At 69.5% G+C, this 18,131-nt stretch carries 17 protein-coding genes; 10 read left to right on the top strand and 7 right to left on the bottom strand.

Going from position 1 to position 18,131, the window contains the following annotated elements; all coding sequences use genetic code 11:
• The first annotated feature begins 27 nt into the window (after positions 1-27).
• Both FPZ22_RS12390 and FPZ22_RS12395 read left to right on the top strand, forming a co-directional pair.
• Positions 28-2,403 (top strand): TonB-dependent receptor plug domain-containing protein, encoded by a 2,376-nt coding sequence (locus tag FPZ22_RS12390; RefSeq protein WP_144893419.1) that lies wholly within the window; start codon positions 28-30, stop codon positions 2,401-2,403.
• A 127-nt stretch (positions 2,404-2,530) separates the two neighbouring features.
• On the top strand, positions 2,531-4,588 hold the full coding sequence (locus tag FPZ22_RS12395) for an Atxe2 family lasso peptide isopeptidase (protein ID WP_168199003.1): 2,058 nt from the start codon (positions 2,531-2,533) through the stop codon (positions 4,586-4,588).
• On the opposite strand, the gene FPZ22_RS12400 is transcribed toward FPZ22_RS12395, so the two are convergent.
• The 4 genes from FPZ22_RS12400 to FPZ22_RS12415 form a co-directional block, all read right to left on the bottom strand.
• Positions 4,585-6,324 (bottom strand): asparagine synthase-related protein, encoded by a 1,740-nt coding sequence (locus FPZ22_RS12400; RefSeq protein ID WP_144893423.1) that lies wholly within the window; start codon positions 6,322-6,324, stop codon positions 4,585-4,587. The two genes, FPZ22_RS12395 and FPZ22_RS12400, sit on opposite strands and share 4 nt — an antisense overlap.
• Positions 6,324-7,001: a lasso peptide biosynthesis B2 protein gene (locus FPZ22_RS12405; RefSeq protein ID WP_144893425.1), complete on the bottom strand. Its 678-nt coding sequence runs from the start codon at positions 6,999-7,001 to the stop codon at positions 6,324-6,326. Before FPZ22_RS12405 ends, FPZ22_RS12400 begins: the two co-directional genes overlap by 1 nt.
• 51 nt (positions 7,002-7,052) lie before the next feature.
• The gene (locus FPZ22_RS12410; protein ID WP_168199004.1) at positions 7,053-7,196 is read right to left on the bottom strand and encodes a benenodin family lasso peptide; all 144 of its coding nucleotides are present in this window, start codon (positions 7,194-7,196) and stop codon (positions 7,053-7,055) included.
• Between the two features lie 115 nt (positions 7,197-7,311).
• Positions 7,312-7,938: a GntR family transcriptional regulator gene (locus FPZ22_RS12415; RefSeq protein WP_144893429.1), complete on the bottom strand. Its 627-nt coding sequence runs from the start codon at positions 7,936-7,938 to the stop codon at positions 7,312-7,314.
• Positions 7,939-8,062: 124 nt separating this feature from the next.
• On the opposite strand from FPZ22_RS12415, the gene FPZ22_RS12420 reads away from it, so the two are divergent.
• Together FPZ22_RS12420 and FPZ22_RS12425 are read left to right on the top strand one after the other, a co-directional pair.
• Positions 8,063-8,677 (top strand): hypothetical protein, encoded by a 615-nt coding sequence (locus FPZ22_RS12420; protein ID WP_210412673.1) that lies wholly within the window; start codon positions 8,063-8,065, stop codon positions 8,675-8,677.
• Positions 8,678-8,801: 124 nt separating this feature from the next.
• The gene (locus tag FPZ22_RS12425) at positions 8,802-9,149 is read left to right on the top strand and encodes a DUF1428 domain-containing protein (RefSeq protein WP_144893431.1); all 348 of its coding nucleotides are present in this window, start codon (positions 8,802-8,804) and stop codon (positions 9,147-9,149) included.
• Positions 9,150-9,212: 63 nt separating this feature from the next.
• On the opposite strand, the gene FPZ22_RS12430 is transcribed toward FPZ22_RS12425, so the two are convergent.
• Positions 9,213-9,692, bottom strand: a complete 480-nt coding sequence (locus tag FPZ22_RS12430) for a VOC family protein (protein WP_144893433.1) — start codon at positions 9,690-9,692, stop codon at positions 9,213-9,215.
• 33 nt (positions 9,693-9,725) lie between these two features.
• On the bottom strand, positions 9,726-10,781 hold the full coding sequence (locus FPZ22_RS12435) for a DUF3667 domain-containing protein (protein ID WP_144893435.1): 1,056 nt from the start codon (positions 10,779-10,781) through the stop codon (positions 9,726-9,728).
• A gap of 239 nt (positions 10,782-11,020) precedes the next feature.
• Between FPZ22_RS12435 and FPZ22_RS12440 the strand changes: the two genes are divergently transcribed.
• Positions 11,021-11,578 carry a DUF3228 family protein gene (locus FPZ22_RS12440; protein ID WP_144893437.1) on the top strand — a complete coding sequence of 186 codons (558 nt, stop codon included), beginning with the start codon at positions 11,021-11,023 and terminating at the stop codon, positions 11,576-11,578.
• Here FPZ22_RS12440 and FPZ22_RS12445 read toward each other — a convergent pair.
• Complete coding sequence (locus tag FPZ22_RS12445) at positions 11,575-11,898, bottom strand: hypothetical protein (RefSeq protein ID WP_144893439.1); 324 nt, start codon at positions 11,896-11,898, stop codon at positions 11,575-11,577. The two genes, FPZ22_RS12440 and FPZ22_RS12445, sit on opposite strands and share 4 nt — an antisense overlap.
• Before the next feature lies 1 nt (position 11,899).
• Between FPZ22_RS12445 and FPZ22_RS12450 the strand changes: the two genes are divergently transcribed.
• From FPZ22_RS12450 to FPZ22_RS12470, 5 genes are all read left to right on the top strand, one after another.
• Positions 11,900-12,208 (top strand): hypothetical protein, encoded by a 309-nt coding sequence (locus tag FPZ22_RS12450; protein WP_144893441.1) that lies wholly within the window; start codon positions 11,900-11,902, stop codon positions 12,206-12,208.
• A gap of 756 nt (positions 12,209-12,964) precedes the next feature.
• The gene (locus FPZ22_RS12455; protein ID WP_168199005.1) at positions 12,965-14,509 is read left to right on the top strand and encodes an N-acyl-D-amino-acid deacylase family protein; all 1,545 of its coding nucleotides are present in this window, start codon (positions 12,965-12,967) and stop codon (positions 14,507-14,509) included.
• A 198-nt stretch (positions 14,510-14,707) separates the two neighbouring features.
• A complete protein-coding gene (locus tag FPZ22_RS14455; RefSeq protein WP_425463047.1) occupies positions 14,708-15,373 on the top strand; it encodes a DUF4142 domain-containing protein in 666 nt (221 codons plus the stop codon).
• A complete protein-coding gene (locus tag FPZ22_RS12465; protein WP_144893447.1) occupies positions 15,352-15,567 on the top strand; it encodes a hypothetical protein in 216 nt (71 codons plus the stop codon). Before FPZ22_RS14455 ends, FPZ22_RS12465 begins: the two co-directional genes overlap by 22 nt.
• Positions 15,568-15,588: 21 nt before the next feature.
• Positions 15,589-18,114, top strand: coding sequence for a diguanylate cyclase (locus FPZ22_RS12470; protein WP_210412675.1), 2,526 nt, complete (start codon positions 15,589-15,591; stop codon positions 18,112-18,114).
• The last annotated feature ends 17 nt before the right edge of the window (positions 18,115-18,131 follow it).

An 18,131-nucleotide genomic window follows, 5' to 3' on the forward strand; every position in this document is an offset into this window, starting at 1 on the left:
GAGCGAACGTCAGCCACGGGAGGCCGCATGAAGACCAGGAACCGCCGCACCGCACTTTCCATCGCTCTGCTCGCCGTCATCGCCGGAGCCTCCGGCGCGGCGCTGGCCCAGGCGCCCGCGCCCGCGGAAGCGCCGCCGGTCGACGAAGCCGTCGTCGACGATCCGGAGGAGGCCCCGGAAGCGACGGAGCTGGCCTCCATCACCGTCACCGGGACCCGCATCCGCGGCGGCGAGGCGCCATCGCCGGTGATCACGATCGGCTCGGAGCGGATCCGGGAGGAGGGCCTCGCCGACCTGGGCGAGGTGATCCGCAGCGTGCCGCAGAACTTCAACGGCGGACAGAATCCGGGAGTCAGCAGCGGCGGACTCTCCGGAGCCGGTTTCGCGAACGCGAACGTGACCGGTGGATCGTCGCTGAACCTCCGCGGCCTGGGACCGGACGCGACGCTGACCCTGCTCAACGGTCGGCGCATGGCCTACAGCGGCTTCGTCCAGGCCGTCGACATCGGCGCCATCCCGGTGGAGGCCGTGGACCGGGTCGAGATCGCGGCCGACGGCGCTTCCGCCATCTACGGTTCGGACGCGGTGGGCGGCGTGGGCAACGTGATCCTCAAGCGCGACTTCGACGGCGTCGCGCTGGGCGCGCGCTACGGTGCCGCGACCGACGGCGGGCTTGCCACCCGCGAATACTCCGCGACCGCCGGCACGTACTGGAACAGCGGCGGGCTGATCGCCAGCTACAAGGACGTCTCGGTCGATCCCATCCACGCCTCGAAGCGCCACTACAGCGACCACCTCGGCCCGCCGACCACGATCTATCCCGGCAGCGACCTGCGCAGCGGGCTGTTCAGTGGCTACCAGCGGCTGGGTGAGGCCGTGGAGCTGCGGGTGGATGCGCTTGGGAGCCGGCGCGACCAGCTCTACTTCTTCGACTTCATGGGCATCAATCGCCTGGCGCCGGAGACGACGACCTCACTGGTTTCACCGGGCGTGGAGTTTCTCCTGCCGCAGGACTGGACGCTTTCATTGGGCGGGACCTGGGCGAAGAGCGACCACGACGAGTATCAGACCAGAACGGTACCCGCCACCGGCGGGTCGGTCCTTGTGGCCGACGAGTGCTTCTGCAATGAAAGCCGCACCTGGGAGCTCGGAGGCGAAGGCCCGCTGATTCCGCTGGCTGCCGGCGATGTGCGGCTTGCGCTGGGCGCGGGCTACAGGCGTAACGAGTTCTGGCGGCGCAACGGCACGAACCCTCTGCTGTCCGTCCAGGGCGACGAAAGCGCCAGGTTCGCGTACGCCGAGGTGGACGTGCCGCTCATCGGCGCGGACTCCGCTGCGTCCGGGACGCGGCGCCTGTCGCTGACCGCGGCGCTGCGCCGCGAGGACTACAGTCGCTTCGGTGGCGTGACCACACCCAAGGTGGGAATGATCTTCAGCCCCGTCGGGAGCTTCACGGCGAAGGCGTCCTGGGGCCGGTCGTTCAAGGCGCCGACCCTGCTCCAGGTCCACCAGGGCCAGGTTTCGCAGCTGGCCTTCCCGAGGGCCTTCGGTGGACCGGCGGACTCCGGCGACGACATGGTGATCCGGATCGGCGGTGGCAATCCCGACCTGAAGCCCGAGCGGGCCGAGACCTGGACAGCCTCCTTCGGCTTCCATCCGGAATCGGTGCCCGGCCTGGAGATGGAGCTCGCCGCATTCCACGTCGACTACGTCGATCGCGTGGTGCAGCCGATCATCAACTATTCGCAGGTGCTGAACGATCCGACCGCGGCCCGGCTGGTGGACCGCCAGCCCTCGGCGGCGGAACTCGAGAGGATCATCTCTACCACGCGGTTCTTCAACGCCACGGGCCGCTCTTACGATCCGGACAACGTGGTCGCCGTCATCCACGGCGAGTACGTGAACGTTGCACGGCAGAAGATCAAGGGCGTCGACCTTTCGGCGTCGCAACGATTCGAACTGGATTCGGGCAGACTCACGGCTCGTGGCTCGGTCGCCTGGATCGACAGCGTGCAGCAGGCCACGACCGCGCATGAGTTCCTGGACCTGTCGGGAACCCTGTTCCATCCGGCGAAGCTGAGCGGCCGCCTCGGAATGGTCTGGGAACGGGGCAATCTCACGAGCTCGGCCTTCGCGAATCACATCGGCGGCGTGACCAATCCCGTCGACGGGAAGAAGAGTGCATCGTTCACCACGCTCGACGCCACGCTCCGCTATGCCAGCGACCGGAGTGTTGGCGCCTGGTCGGGAGTGGTGCTCGCGCTTTCGGCGCAGAACCTTCTTGATCGGGCGCCTCCCCTGTACACCACGACGGGCACCGCGATCTATTCGGCGCCCTTCGACTCGACCAATTATTCCGCGATCGGCCGGTTCCTGAGCCTTTCTGTCTCCAGGCACTTCTGAGGTGGGGCAGATGGAAGTTTCCCATCGCCTGGGCGGACGTACAGGCGCATGCAAGGGCAGTGACGGCGTCAGGCGGGCTCCAGTCAAGCGGATTCTGCAGGCGGCCGCAGTCCTTGGAATCGCCGTGATGCCGGTCCTCGGCAACGCGTCCCGGGCCGTGGAGGTCCCGCCGCGCCGACTTCTGGAAGTGGTCGATTTCGGCCCGCCGGTGGTGTCACCGGATGGAAAGCGTGTCGCGTTCCGCACCGAGCAGGCCTCGATCGAGCGCAATGCCTGGGACACGGTCTGGTATGTGCAGGACATGGACGGCAACGCGCCGCCGCGCCGCGTGGCGGATGGGGGCATTCCGCTGCGCGACGCGGCCGGCGGACCGCTGGCAACGTCCGTGGTCTGGTCGCCCGACGGGCGATGGATCCACTACATCGCGGTGATGGACGGGAAGATCGACGTCTGGCGGGCCGCCGCGGATGGCTGGGGGGCCGAACCGGTCACGCGCGACGCCGCCGACGTCCGCGGCTTCTCCTTGAGCCGGGACGGACGAAGCATGATCTATCGCGTGGGTGCCACGCGCGCGCAGGTCGTGGCCGCGGAGCAGGACGAGTACGACCGCGGCATACGCATCGACAGGAAAGTGCCCGTCGGCCACAACCTGTTCCGATCACTCGACATCCAGGGGCGACGCGCGACACAGCGCTACGAGGGAATGTGGTTCGGGCTCGCGCCGCTTCTGGCCGACTTGCCGGACCAATGGAAGATCATCGACCTGCCGGGAGGCGAGGCGAAGGATCTCACCGCGTCCGCCCGGCCAGCGCCGCCGCTGGAGCCGTCCGGCCTCGCCGGCGTGCTGCCACGGCCCTGGAAGCTGGCCGTCGAACCCGAGGGAAGCCGTATCGCCCTGCTGACGCGCGTCGGCGAGGCAGAGGGCATGCGCGAGCCACCCCATGTACAGCTTGCGGTGCTGTCGGACAGGACCAGCACGCAGCCCGTGATCTGCGGTTCGGCGCTGTGCACGGGCAGGGCGGTCAGCGGGATCCAGTGGCGGCCGGGCAGTGACGAGGTGCTCTTCACGGTGACCGATCCGGAGGCAGGCTTCGCGCAGTCGATTTTCCGCTGGAATGTGCGGACCGGCGAGGCGCATCCCGTGGTGGCGGCGGGTGGCTTGCTTAGCGGTGGCAGGGACCGCTTCAGCGCCTGCGGCGTGTCGGCAGTGGCGCTGGCCTGCGTGGCCGCGGAAGCGGACCGGCCGCCGCGACTGGAGCGCGTGGATCTCGCCACCGGGGCCCGCCAGGTCCTGTTCGAGCCGAATGAGTCGCTGGCCTCGGACATGGCCTCCGCCGCGCCGGCACGCTTGCTCCGCTGGACGGATGCGGAAGGCAACGCGTTCACGGGACAGCTCTTCGAGGCACAGGGCGTGGGTGGACCGGCGCCCTTGTTCGTGACCTACTACAGCTGCACCGGCTTCCTGCGGGGCGGCACCGGTGATGAGTGGCCCCTGGCATCCCTGGCCGCGAACGGCATTTCCGCGCTGTGCATCACCGATCCTCCGGGCTACATCCTCGATCCGGTCGAGCGATACGGTCGCGGTGTCTCCGCGGTCCGTGCTGCGGTCGATCTGCTGGCTTCGGAGGGGAAGGTCGATCGTTCGAAGGTCGGCATGGGCGGCTTCAGCTTCGGCAGCGAAGTCACGTACCAGACGCTCATGCGGTCCGACCTGCTCGCCGCAGCGTCGGTCGCTTCCACGTCGATCGAGCCCAACTACGTTCTCTTCAGCACGCTGCGCGACGATGCCTTCTTCGGGTCGCTGAGAAGCCTGTGGGGACTCGGCACCCCGGAAGAGACGCCCGATCGCTGGCGCACCCTTTCGCCGATATACCATCTCGATCGGATCCGTGCGCCGATGCTCTTCCAGCTGGCGGAGCAGGAGTATCTCTTCTCGCTCGGCCTGTCACTGCCTCTGGTCCGGAGGTCACAGGCCGAACTCTATGTCTTCCCCAATGAGCCCCATCAGAAGTTCCAGCCCAGGCACAAGCTCGCCGTCTACGAGCGGAACCTTGACTGGTTCCGCTTCTGGCTGCGAGGCGATGAGGATTCCCACCCGGCAAAGGCGGAGCAATATGCACGTTGGCATGCGATGAGGACGGCGGGCGACGAGCGCGCGAAGGTGGAGGGGCTGGGCGGCCCCTAGCCCTGGTGGCGGATCCAGTTCTCGATCATGCACAGGTCGAACACCCGCATGAAAGACGTGTCGCGGGGCGGCAGCGAGGTGTCCACGAACGTTTCCAGGGCGATCGGCTGCAGCAATCCGCGTTCCCGCAGATGCCCGGTCAGCAGGTAGTCCCGCATCTGTCGTTTGTTGCGCTGGTAGATGGCGCCGTAGTAGTTCATGAAGGTGCCTTTGCTGCGGCGTTCGAGGACATTGCGGGGCAGCAGGTCCGCGAACGCCGAGCGGGCGAGTGCGCGGTTCTCGCCGCCGGCGATCCACATCCACGTCGGTGCCTTGAGGCAGGCCTCCACCACCGGTTGTGATAGCAGGGGCAATCGGAGCCAGTGCGTGGATCCGCGCGGGGCGCTTTCGCGAAACACCTGCGTACCTGCCAGGTCGGCGATCCGTTCCTGATCGCCGGGCAGGATTTCTTCCGGAGGAACGGCGAACCACGGATGGTGTACGTCCGGGACCGCGAAAGACGGAGCCAGAAGCGAAGTGTCGGCCTTGCAGGGGATCTTCGATCCCCGAAGCAGCTTCCTGAGCGTCAGCCATCCTGCCTTCCAGTAGGTGCACTGATGCAGCATGGACAGGTGCTGGATTGCGGTGACCGCTGCTCGCACTCCCCGTTCGCGGAAGGCATCCGCCGCTGGCACCGGACCTTGCAGATAGGAGAAGACGGTGTCGCCTCCACCACCCGAGAAGAAGCTGGTGGAGCCGTGTTTGCACGCGGCGACGTGAACAGCCTCATGGGCGACGAATTGCAGCACGGACATCCGGGGCCTGGCGGTCAGCACGGGGGGAGTGAAGTCGAAGCGAGCGTTCCCGAAGCCGAGGGTCTCGACGTGCAGTTCGACGCCGAGCGCATCTGCAACCTCTCGCGCGTACGGACGTTCGTCGGCGCCGGGCACCGGCGTCACCATCGTGCAGCAGGTCACTTCGGCGCTGGTGCCCCTCAGGCTCATGGCGACGATCGAGGAGTCCAGGCCACCGGAGAGCTCCACCATGATGTTCCTGTCCGTTTCCGCCCAGGCCCTGACAACGGAAGCGATCGTGGTCCGGATCTCGGCAGCCGCCTCGCGCGGATCGTGGTGCCGGTGCGGCTCGCGTACGAATGCCCAGGGCAACCAGGCGTCCCGGACCTCAGCGCGGCCGCTGCTCCACGTCAGCGAGCAGCCGGGCAGCAGCTCCTGCAGGCCCGACAGACCGGTGCGCGCGGTCTGCAAGTGCGGATAGGCCACTGCCTGCGCGATGAAGCTCCAATCGACCCGCCGGCGTGCGAGACCGAGCCCGGTGGCCAGGGAGATGTCCGACGTGACGAAGCCGACGGCTTTCTCGAAGGAGTACAGGCAGGGAACACCGCCGGAGGGTTCGCGAAGGATGCGAAGCCCCGTCGCAAGACCCGTCGCGACTTGTAGCAGGAGGTACTCGCCCCAGTACTCGGTCAGAAGATGCGTGGCGAATCGTTCCTGGCTGGCCAACCCCGGCAATCCATCCGGCTTGGCCGGCGAGCCGTCCCGCGCGAACAGGTGGCCGATCACCACTCCGCCAGGGACCGGCAGCACAGGCGTCTCCGGTGAGGCGAAGAGGACAGCCGGGCCGGCCGAGAACACAGACTGCATTCCTTGGCCGCGCAGGGAGCGGACCTGCTCTTCATCCGGCCAGGGCGGGCTTCCGGAAGTATCACTCCCGACCAGCGCAATGTAGTGGTAGCCCATCAGACCCTCCGGATCGGCGTATGGGCGACGACATTGCCCACGGTGTCATTGAGCACCCAGTCACCGCTCTGCACCCAGCAGTGGGCTGCGAACGGGTCCAGCGTCACGCCGAAGGTGATCGCCGCCGGGATCCGACGTCGCGCGAGGAACCTCACCATGGCGATCGAGTCCAGAAGGCAGCAGGGTTCGATGGGTACATAAGCGCGTGATTGGCGGAACCGGGCAGTCGTCGCCAGCAGTTGCGCGGTCGGGGTTGCAACAGTCGACAGCCGTCCTGCTGTCATGCGGTCCCGATAGGCGACCAGCGAGCCCAGGATGCGGGCAAGTCTGCGATTCCGCAGCTGCATCTGCGTCGAGAAGACGAGGGCGGTGGCCTCAAGAACCGTGAGGACATGGAGCCCGGGGGTACTGTTCCGTTGCTCGAGGGCACTGCGCGTCGGTACCGTGATCGGAGCATCCGGGGGGTAGGGGAATGCCGCGGGCGATTGAACAAGGATCCTTTTCGCGACCAGCGCTTCGACATCCGTGCCCGATTGCCGCTCGCCGCCCAGTGCGGCCGCAAGCGCTCGGCTGAACCGATCCGCCAATCGAAAGTAGCGGTCTGCTTCCAGATCAAGAAAGACGAGGCCGCCATCCACCTCGCAGTACGACAGGCCTTCACGCAGACGATAGGACATGGCCTTTGCTCCATGAAGAAGGCGCGCCGCGATGCGGCGCGCCTCCGGCGTTCACTCTTCGGAAATTCCGACGCCGATGTTCAGGCCCATGTGTTCACCGGTTTCGAAAACGCCGCCCTTGGTCTCGACGCTGGCCACGCCCAGCTCGACGATATCTTCCGGGCCGCTGCTGCGGATGTCTTCGTTCGCGTTCATCTCGGTCTCCTTGGGATACGTCATGGGGATCCATGACGCAGGCAGCGTAGGAGCCTGGGTTTTTGATTATCAAATGATTATTGCGTTGTAACCGGATGATTATCCGCGGCGGCGTTCAGTGCAGCCGGTCGATCAGCATCGCCACGATCCCCGGGACCAGGCGCTTGCGCCGCTCGTGGTACGCGACCACCCCGGACCTCAGCGCGGGGATGTCGCGCCGCTGCCAGTGCCGCTGCAGAACGGCGAGCTCGTCGGGAGCGCCGTCGATCAGGCCCTGCTTGGCCCGTCGCACCGGCGCGAGGCGGTCGTTGGTCTGCTGCACCGCACGGTGCAGGGAGCGGTGGTCCGTGGCGCGGGCGATCGCATCGAACAGCTGCCAGGTCAGCCTGGTCTGATCGCCGTTGCCTTCGGCAGCGGCGCGCTGCGGCCGCGCGCCGGGGAATTCCGTTTCGTCGAAGCCGATGTCGCATGCCAGCAGGAGCAGACGCTGCATCCAGTCGTACCGGTCGCGCAGGACGATCTCGGTCGGCAGGGGCACGTGCATCCCGGCGCGGGCGTGGTCCGTGACCAGTCCTTCGCCGACCAGGCGATAGAGTGCGAAACGGACCGGCGTCGGGCTGGTGCGGAACTCGCCCGCGAGCGTGGTGGGATCGAGCCGCTGTCCGGGCGCGTAGTCTCCGGACTGCAGTGCCCGGCGAACCTGCCTGTACAGGAAGGCGCTCTTGGAGTGGCTCGCATTCATCGCGGGCCTCCTGGTTGCATAGAACATCCCTGGTGCTGGATGGTACAAGTGGCTGGCGGATCGGGTTGTCCGGGATTTCCCCGATCCGATGTCAGACTTCTTAACCCCCCAAGCGGAGGCGCTCATGTCCACGGTCCGTGCAAGCACCCGGCCGCGCCGGCCCCGCAATCGCCTGCGTCCGTGGCTCTGGGGCGGCGCCGCCTGCCTGCTGCTGCTTCCCGCCGTCGCCATGCGCTTCGACACCGGCGTGGACTGGGGCGCCGGCGACTTCATCGTGATGGGTGCGATGCTCGCCATCGCCTGTGGCCTGTACGAGCTGGCCACGAGGCTCAGCGACCGCACGTCCTGGCGCGCAGGCTTCGGACTGGCGGTGGCGACCGGCTTCCTGACGGTCTGGGTCAACCTGGCCGTGGGCATGTTCGGCAGCGAAGACAACCGCTTGAACCTGATGTTCGGCGGCGTGCTGCTGGTGGCCGCGCTGGGTGCGCTGCTGGCCCGCTTCCGGGCCCGTGGCATGGCCTGGGCCATGGTCGCGGCGGCCGCGGCCCAGCTGGCGGCGGCCGCGGTCGGGCTCGCAGTGGGACTCGCGGCGGACGCGTACGCGCCACCCGGGCCGATGCTGGTCCGCGAGACTGTGCTCACCGCGTGCTTCGCGCTGCCCTGGCTGGCGTCGGCCCTGCTGTTCCGACGGGCCGCGCAACAGGACCCGCAGGCAGGTCGCGCGGGTTCGACCGGCTGACCAGGCTGCGCGAGGGAGGACGGATCCCGAGTGCGGCCGGTGTCGAAGCCGGACCGCGTCATCCGTCAGTGGAAGCGTGGGGACCGGAAGGCCCTGCGCACTCCCCCATCACTGGAGCACACCCATGACCTACGTGACCGGCTTCCTGACCCCCGTCCCGACCGCCAACAAGGACCGCTACATCAAGTCCGCCGAGGAGGCCTGGCCGCTGTTCCAGAAATATGGCGCCCTGAAACAGGTCGAGGCCTGGGGCGAACGCATCGAGGACGGCAAGACCACCGACTTCAAGCGCGCGGTCAAGCTGGAGGACGGCGAGCAGGTCGTCTTCTCCTGGCTGGTCTGGCCCGACCGCGCGACTGCCGACGCGGCCTGGGAAAAGATGCAGGACGATCCGGCCATGAAGGACTTCGACATGCCCTTCGACGGCAAGCGGATGATCTGGGGCGGTTTCGAGACCGTGTTCGAGCGCTGAGCGCGGCTGGCAGCGGGGTCAGGGCCGCCTGCCCGCGATCCACCTGTCCAGCTTCTCACTCCCTCAGCCGCGCCGCGCCGCTTCAATGGTGGCGATGTCGATCCGGCGCATTCCCATCATCGCTTCGAAGGCGCGCTTCGCCGCCGCCGGGTCGGGGTCGGCGATGGCCTCGGTCAGGGCGCGCGGGGTGATCTGCCACGACAGGCCCCATCGGTCCTTGCACCAGCCGCACGCGCTTTCCTCGCCGCCGTTGCCGACGATCGCGTCCCACAGGCGGTCGGTCTCGGCCTGGTCGTCGGTCGCGACCTGGAAGGAGAACGCTTCGCTGTGCCGGAACGCCGGGCCGCCGTTGAGGCCAAGGCAGGGGATGCCGAGCACCGTGAACTCCACCGTCAGTACGTCGCCGGCCTTGCCGGAGGGATAGTCCGCGGGTGCGCGGTGCACGGCCTTCACCGCGCTGTCGGGGAAGGTTGCGGCGTAGAAGGTGGCGGCTTCGAGCGCCGCGCCGTCGTACCACAGGCAGATCGTGTTCTTCGGGATCATCGTCGGCCTCCGGGTGGGGAGAGATGGGCGCGATCAGGCCTCGGTCAGCCGGGCCAGGAAAATCAGCAGGGTGGCGAACCCGAGCATCCAGAAATAGATGTAGCCGACCACCAGGTACTTGGTCACCGTCAGCCACCAGGCCTGGCCGTACACCCGCTTCTGCATCACCAGCAGGTAGATCGGCATCCACAACAGCACCGCCGCCAGGCCGAGCTTGGACAGCACGCCAACCGCGACCGATGTGGTCCAGTTGTCCAGCGCCGACAGGGCGAAGGCCAGCGTCAGCATGATCAGCAGGAATGCATGGCTGTAGAGCGCCACCACAAGGTGCTCGAGGTACATCCGCCGGGTGAACAGGTAGGCCAGTTTGAGCAGCCCGGTGAACACCGGCACCAGCAGGAACAGCGCCGAGGGCGCCGCGGACATCACCGCCTGCACCCAGGTGTCCGGGGAGGTCTCGTCCAGGGACTGCATGTTCTTTTCGAGGTTGCCGATCTTCCGGTTGAGCCAGTCGTTGGCGAACCGCGGCCACCAGCCGATCACCAGCGGGTTGTCCTCGGCGTCCCAGACGCCCGTGTGGCCGAACAGGTTGATCCGCAGCCCGGTGGCCCCGGGCGGTGCCGGGGCGGTGCCTTCCGCGGCTTTTCCGGCGCCGCCGCTCAGCTCGATGATGCGGTTGGCCGCGGCCCCGCGGACGCGGATCTCCGCCGCCACCAGGGCCGGGTCGACGCCCGGCGTGTTGCCTGCTTCGGCGCGCGCCCGTTCGATGTCGGCGACCAGGCGGTCGCGGATGCGCTGGACCTCTTCGACGGTGCCGGCGGCTTCGATGTCGCGGATGCCGGAGACGTCGACCACACCGCCTTCCACGTGCACCGCCGCCGAGCCGATGAAGAACGTCAGCAGGCTGAGGACCACGAACAGGCGCAAGGGCGCGATGTAGCGCGCACGGTGGCCGGCGAGGTAGTTGCGCGCCACCCGCCCCGGCACCCACAGGTCCCGCAGGGTGCGGAACACGCGGCCGTCGAGGTGCCAGAAGGCCTCGAAGAACTCCTCGACCGCGTGGCGGATGTGCCGGATCGGGTTGTGCACCGACTGCCCGCAGTCGTGGCAGTAGACGCCGTGAAGGGGGGGCCGCGCAGTTCTCGCACGCGGCCGGCTCCGGGTGGGCTTCCGTGGTGGTCGTCTGTCCGTTCACCGTGCGTCCCGATGCAGGCGGGCGCACACGATACGGCGAGCGCCGCCGGCGCGCCAGCGTTCCGCGCGGGCGCGCCGGCCGCCCCGGGCTTGCCCGGCTACACTGTCCTCGACCGACTGCACCGCACGAAGACATGCCCACCATCGTCCTCACCGAGTTCGCACGCCGGCGGCTGTTCCGCGAGGCGCGCCGCAACACCATCCAGGACATCACCCCCGAGGAGTTCGAGCGGCACCTCAACGCCGTTGCACCGTTGAAGGTGCTCGACGGCTACGCGCCGTTCTGCAAGCTCCACGTGCACCGCAACTGGACCTCGACGCGCTGCCTTGCGGTGCCGGTCACGGACGCCAACCGCCACCTACTGCGCTCCGACTACGAGGCCCGCACCGACGACGAGCTGCCGGTGCTGGTGCGCTGGTTCGAAGGCCTGGAGCCGCCGGTGGCCGATTACCTGGTGGTGATCCTCTACGACCGCGGGCAGCTGGCGAAGGAAGGCACGGCCATCGATGCCGACTGGGGCGTGGTCGGCTGCATGTACACCGCGGAACCGGTGGAGACGCCGATGGCGCCGGTCACCATGATGCGGAACGCGCTGGGCGTGGAGGAGGGCGGTTCGGGCGTGCCGCTGGATCGCGACGCTTACCGCCGCAGCGTGGAGTTCTGGCGCACGCACGCCAACTGGCGCGGCTAGCCGCGGCGCGACGTCACGCGGAGCCGGGCGCCCACGTACCAGGCCGCGGCCAGCGTCGCCGTCAGCGCTCCGGCCAGCGAGGTGGCGATCGCGGCGTGGACGCGGCGCGGGCTGGAGAGGGTGAAGTTCGCATGCCGCGCATGGAAACCGTTGAACTCGCGGAGCGCCTCCGCGAGTGCCATCAGGTCTTCCCCCGCGAGCTCGAGACGCCGCTCGTCGGGGCGGTGGCTGGCGCGGGCCGGATAGAGCCTGCCGTTCGCATCCAGGTCGATCCGCCCGCCGAGAACGTGCGCGATCGGCCTGTCCTGCAGGAATTCCACGATGCGCGCGGCGCTGTCGCGGTATGCGCGCAGATCCCTCGACCCGCAGGCGGCCGGGCAGCAGGAAACCACCGGTGAACAGGATCCCGGTCAGGCGGTCATGGAAGACGAGGCCGGCGGGATGGTGTCCGGGTGCCGGGAGCACATCCACCGTCCGTCCGCCCAGGTCCAGCTCGGCCGCACCGCGGGGCCACTCATCCAGGCCGAAGTAGGCCTGCACGCCTCCAAGCGATGGGGGAACGATCTCGACCGGCAACGGGAAGCCGGGGAACACGGCGTCCTCGGCGGGCTGGTCCCGGTAGCCGCGTGAAGGAGCGACGAGGCGCTGGACGCCGGCCGACCATTCGTCCAGGTCGAAGGACGCCTTCATGCCGTCCAGCGGCAGCATGGTCCGGGTGCCTGTGCCCGCGATGGACCTGGAGTCGCCCGCGGACCGGTCGCGATGGCTGTGGGTCGGGGCGACCACCAGCGACAGGTCCGGCGCATCCTGCTCCGCCAGCAGCCCGAGCACGGTGGCCGCCAGCGTCATCGCGACGGGGTCCGCGGCGTCGCCGGCGCCGATCAGCAGCGCCCGTTCGGAGCCGACGAGCAGGTACATGAACCTGGCCTGGAAGTCCACGCACGGGTTCTGGCGCAGGATCCAGGTCCGGCGCTCATAGGCGTGCGCCTGCAGAGGCGGCTGGGGCGTCGCCGCACAGTCGGGTGCACCTTCGTTCCAGCGGACCGCCATGGATCCGGGCAGCAGATGCGCCGACGCGTCCAGGGCGAATGCCATGGCCAGCAGCGCCATGGACGGCGGGCATCTCACCTCATCGTTCCGGGATGTCCCCTTGGCACGGCGGCACCAGGGCGCAGCACGCACGGATGGGCGAAGACATCTTCGATCTTCATCGGATTCCTCCAGGTGTGCGGCCATTTTCCGTGCGGCGCTGTCCCGGGTCTTGGCCGGAATTGACGCCTTGCGCGAGATCCGCGGAAGGCGCTGGGCTATTCTCCGGGCGTTCGAACTGCCGGCATCCGGAGGACACAGGCCATGCATGCATCGGGGTGGGGAAGGCGCAGGTTCATGGGAGCGATGGTGGCGGGGACCGCCTGCGCGGCGCTGCCGTCCTTGCCGGGCCGGGCCGCGCCGGACGGGCGGCTGTCGGGCTGGCTGCTGCGCGACGTGCTGCTGGTGGACGGCAGCGGCAGTCCGGCCCGGATCACCGACGTGCTGGTGCGCGGCGATCGCGTCGAGCGCATCGGCCGGCTGTCCGCGGCCGATGCGCGCGGCCTGCGGGTGATCGAGGGCGGCGGCCGCGTGCTGGCGCCGGGTTTCATCGACCTGCATACCCATGGCGATCCGCTGGAGCGGGCCTTCACGCCCTTCCTCGCGATGGGTGTGACCACCGTGGTGCTGGGCCAGGATGGCGGCAGTCCGGCGCTGTCCGGGGCGCATGCGGCGGCCGGCAGCCTGCCGGACTGGATGGATGCGGTGGCCCACGCGGCGCCGGACATCAACGTCGCCACGCTCTCCGGCCACGGAGCCCTGCGCCGACGCGCGGGCATCGACGACGGCATTCGCCAGCCGTCCGACGAAGCGCTCGCGCGCCTGTGCGCGATCCTCGAGGCCGACCTGCGCGCCGGCGCCTTCGGCATGTCCACCGGCCTGGAATACGTGCCCGGCCGCTACGCCGAGCCGCGTGAGCTCGCGGCCCTGGGGCCGGTGCTTGCCGGCGTCGATGCCGTGGTGATGAGCCATATGCGCTCGGAGGATGCCGGCGACGTGCGCGAGTCCATCCGCGAACTGGTCGCCGCCGCCGGCCCGGCGCGGGCGCATGTCTCGCACCTGAAAATGGTCTACGGCAGGGGCGAGGACGCGGCCGGCGACCTGCTCGATTTCCTGCAGTCGCTGCGCAGTCCGGGCCAGCCGCTGACCGCGGACGCCTATCCCTACGAGGCCAGCTACACCGGCGTCGCGATCCTGTTTCCCGAATGGGCCCTGCCGCCGACCGACTACGCGACGGTGCGCGCGGCGCGCGTGGACGAGCTGCGCGCGCATCTGCAGCAGCGCATGATCCTGCGTGGCGGCCCGGAGGCCCTGCTGTTCGGAACCGGGCCACACGCGGGCAGGACGCTGGCGCAGGTGGCGGAAGCGCGCGGAATGCCCTTCGCCGACGTGCTGCTCGACATCGGCCCGGGTGGCGGACAGGCCGCGCACTTCGTCATGGACCGCGCGCTGCAGGATCGCCTGTTGCTGGACCCTCGGGTGGCCGTGGCCAGCGACGGCTCGCCGGGCGGCAGTCATCCGCGCGGGGCGGGCACCTTCGCCAAATGGATCGAGGAGTTCGCGGTGCGTGCGCCGCGGGTCCCGCTCGAGGAGGCTGTGCGCAAGGCGACGGCGCTGCCGGCCTCGATCCTCGGCCTGTCCGATCGCGGCATCGTGCGCCCCGGTGCGCGGGCCGACCTGCTGCTGTTCGATCCCGCACGCATCCGCGCGAAGGCCGACTACGTGAACCCGACTGCGCTGGCCGAAGGCTTCGACCTGGTGCTGGTGAACGGGCAGCCGGCGCTGGAGGACGGCGCGGCGATCGCGCGCGCGGGACGCCTGCTGCGACGCGGCGGTGCCTGAGCACGATCCTCCTGACCCGCTCTCTGCGCAGCGGCCGTGAAGCGGACACAAAGGGTTTTTTCACGTCCGGCGAACCGCGCTGCTGCTGTCCTGCCCGTCCCGGGACATCCCCATCCCGGGCACGAGGGAGCCGCCATGATCGCCAGAGTCCTGAAACTCGCCCTGCTCGCGGGCGCCGGCATGGCCGCCTGGAAGGCGATGCAGCCACGGCGGTCCGGTCCGTTCTTCGAACGCGCCCTGCGCGACGGTGCGGCTGAAGTGCAGGCCGCGCGCTCGGCCCAGCTGCGCGGCGCGTCGGCGGAGCTGCGCAGGTTCGCCCAGCAGCTCGAGCACGACCACGCCGCGCTCAACGCACGCCTGGCGGAGGCGGGCGGGCTGCAGGTTCCGGAACCGGACGCGCGCCAGCAGGCCGGATTGGCGCGGATCGATGCCTGCCAGGGGGAGGCCTACGACCGGGCATGGCTGCGGCACATGGCGCGCGGACACGCCCGGGCGATCCGCATGTTCCAGCGCGAGGTCGACCAGGCCGGCGCCGGCGCGTCGCTCGCCGCGCAGGCGCTGCCGACGCTGCGCGGCCATGCCCGCAGGATCGGTGCACTGAGGGAGTCCGGCGGTGCCCGCGCTGCGGCGGATGCCGGCCGGGCTGCCGGCGACACCCCCACGCGACGGCCACGATGGCCTGAAACCAGGGGCGCGGGGCTGGTCCGGCGTGTCGTCGATCGTGTGCTAATGTCGCGATTCCGGCGGCCGCGCAGGGGATTGCATGCGGCCAGGGGGCACGGGGAAGGCTCCGTCGTGCACCCCACGGCGGCGACAGGCAGGCCCGGTCATGGGGGTAGGACGTGTCGAAACTGCTCGAATTGATGAGGAACCTCGGCAGCGATGCCGCCCTTGCGGCCGAATATGCGCAGGATCCCGAGGCGGTGATCCGCCGCGCCGGGCTGACCGGCGAGGAGCGTCGCGCGATGCTCGACCGCGACTATGGGGCCGTCCAGCGGCTCAGCGGGCTGGCGGACGGGGCGTTCGCCACCAACCACATCATCAAGGCCTACGAGTAGCGGCGGCAGACGCCGGTCGCCGTGGCGCTCCGCCTGTCCCTGTGCCGACCGGCAGCCTTCGCCGTCCTGTGGCTGGCGCTCGTCTGCGGGTCCGCGTCCGCGAATGAAGCGCTGGAGCCGGAGGTCGCCGAGATCGAGCGGATGGCGGTCACCGAACACTGGGAGGTGTCGGAGGCGAAGATCCGTGAACTCTCCGCGCAGTCCGACGCGCTCGGCCCGGGACAGCGCCATCGCATCGAGTACGTCCATCTGCGCAACCTTGCCCGCGCCGGCAGCCAGGAGGCCGCCCTCGAAGGGATCGGTGCGCTGCTGCGCGAGGACCTGGCGCCGGCGCTGCGGCTGCGCGTCTACACCACGGGCATCAGCATCGCCGCCAACGTCGAGGACTGGCCGCTGGCATTCGGATGGCTGAGCGAAGGCCTGTCGAGCCTGTCGGAGGCGCCCGCGGAGTCGCCGAGGCTGCTCGGTGCCGCCAGCTATCTGCACACGTTGGTCGGCGAGACCGGCAAGGCGCGCGAACTGGCGCTGCAGGCGCTGGCCGTGATCGAAGCCGGCGACGACGCCAGGGCCCTGTGCCATGCGTTCGCCGACGTGGCGCTGGCCGAGGACCATGCCGGCAACTTCGGCGAGGCGCTGGCCTGGCGGAATCGCCAGATCGGCGCCTGTACGCGGGCCGGCGACCTGATCTTCATCGCCAACGGCAAGTACGGCGTCGGCAAGATGCTGGCCGCGCAGGGGCGCCATGCCGAGGCGCTGGGCTGGGCACGACAGGCACTGTCCGAGTTCGAGGCCGCCGGCTTCATGGCAGGCGTCTGGAGCGCGCGGCTGGTCCTGGCGGACAGCCTGATCGCGTTGGACCAGGGGCTCGACGAGGCCGAAGCGCTCCTGGCCGACACCCTCGGCTATTACCGCGCGCAGGAGTCGCACCGCGCGATCGCCGAGACCCGGCATCTGTTCGCGCGGCTCGCCGAGCGTCGCGGCGATCCCGATGCGGCGCTCGCGCACCTCAAGCTGGCGGTTTCGGCCACCGGCGATGCCGAGCGCGAGGCCCACGAACGCCGGCTCGCCTATCTGCAGGTCGAGTTCGATACCCGGCTGAAGGAGCAGCAGATCGCCCTGCTCGAAGCCGAGCGGGAACTGGCGGCACTGCACGCCGAGGCGGCCGGGCGCCGACAGCTGCTGCTCTGGGCCGGCATGTCCGCGCTGCTGTTGACCGCGATCCTGCTGGCGCTGCTGCTGCGCCACACGCGGCGCGAACGCCGGCGTTACCGCTGGCAGTCCGAGCACGACAGCCTGACCGGTCTCTACAACTATCAGCAGGTGCGCAGGCGCGGCGAGGCGGCGTTCGCGGCCGCGCGCGACCGGGGTCGCCCGTTCACGGCCATCGTCGCCGACATCGATCGCTTCAAGCAGGTCAACGACCGCTACGGCCACGCGGCGGGCGACGAGGCGCTGCGTGCGCTGGGCGCCTGGATCGGAGCGGTGGTCGGCGAGCGGGGCATCGCGGGGCGCAGCGGCGGCGACGAGTTCACCATCCTGCTCGAGGCGGACGCCGCCGAGGCCGAAGCGCTGCTGCAGCGGCTGCGCGACCGGATCGGGCCGATCACCGTGTTCGGGCGGACCTTCCGCATCGACCTCAGTACCGGCGTCTGCCAGCACGACGGACGCGCCGCCACGCTGGAACACCTGATCCACGAGGCCGACCTGGCCCTGTACCGCGCCAAGCACGAGGGTCGCGGCCGCATTGTCCGCACCGGGGCCGCCGGCGGGTCGCGGGGAGGGCTGGTGGTGGTCGGCAGCGGCATCCAGTTCGGACGCCACGCCAGCGAGCGCTGCATGTCGGAAATCCGCGAGGCCGAGGTGGTCTTCTGCCTGGTGGACCCGGTCGCGCTGGGCATGATCCGCGCGTTCCGGCCCGACGCGGTCAACCTGGGCGAGCATTACGCCGAGGGCAAGGACCGGCGCGCCACCTACCGCGAGATCGATGCCGCGATCATGGCCGAGGTCCGGGCCGGAAAACGCGTATGCGCGGTGTTCTACGGCCATCCGGGCGTATTCGCCGACGTCCCGCACGCGGTCCTCCGAAAGGCGCGGGCGGAAGGCATCCCGGCGCGCATGGAGCCGGGGATCTCCGCCGAGGCCTGCCTCTATGCCGACCTCGGCATCGACCCGGGCCAGCGCGGCGTGCAGTCGATGGAGGCCACGCACTTCCTGGTGTACGAGCGCCAGCTCGACGCCGCCGGTCTGGTGCTGTTGTGGCAGGTGGCACTCTCGGGCGACCTGTCGTGCACCCGTGTCCATGCCGAGCGCGCGGGCCTGCAGGCGCTGGTCGATCGGCTGCTGCGCTGGTACCCGCCCGACCACGAGGTGATCCTCTACGAGGCGGCGCGGCTGCCGATCGAGGAGCCGCGTTCCGATCGCCTGCCGCTGGGCGAGCTGCCGACGGCCCGCTACGAGGAATACACCACCCTGGTGATCCCGCCGCTGGGCGAACTGTGCCGTGCGCCTGCCAGCGCCGCCGGACACGTTATCCTTTCCGGCCCTTGAACCCTCCGGAAGGGAGC

Source organism: Luteimonas granuli (genome assembly GCF_007795095.1).
In the GTDB taxonomy this organism is placed as follows: Bacteria; Pseudomonadota; Gammaproteobacteria; order Xanthomonadales; family Xanthomonadaceae; genus Luteimonas; species Luteimonas granuli.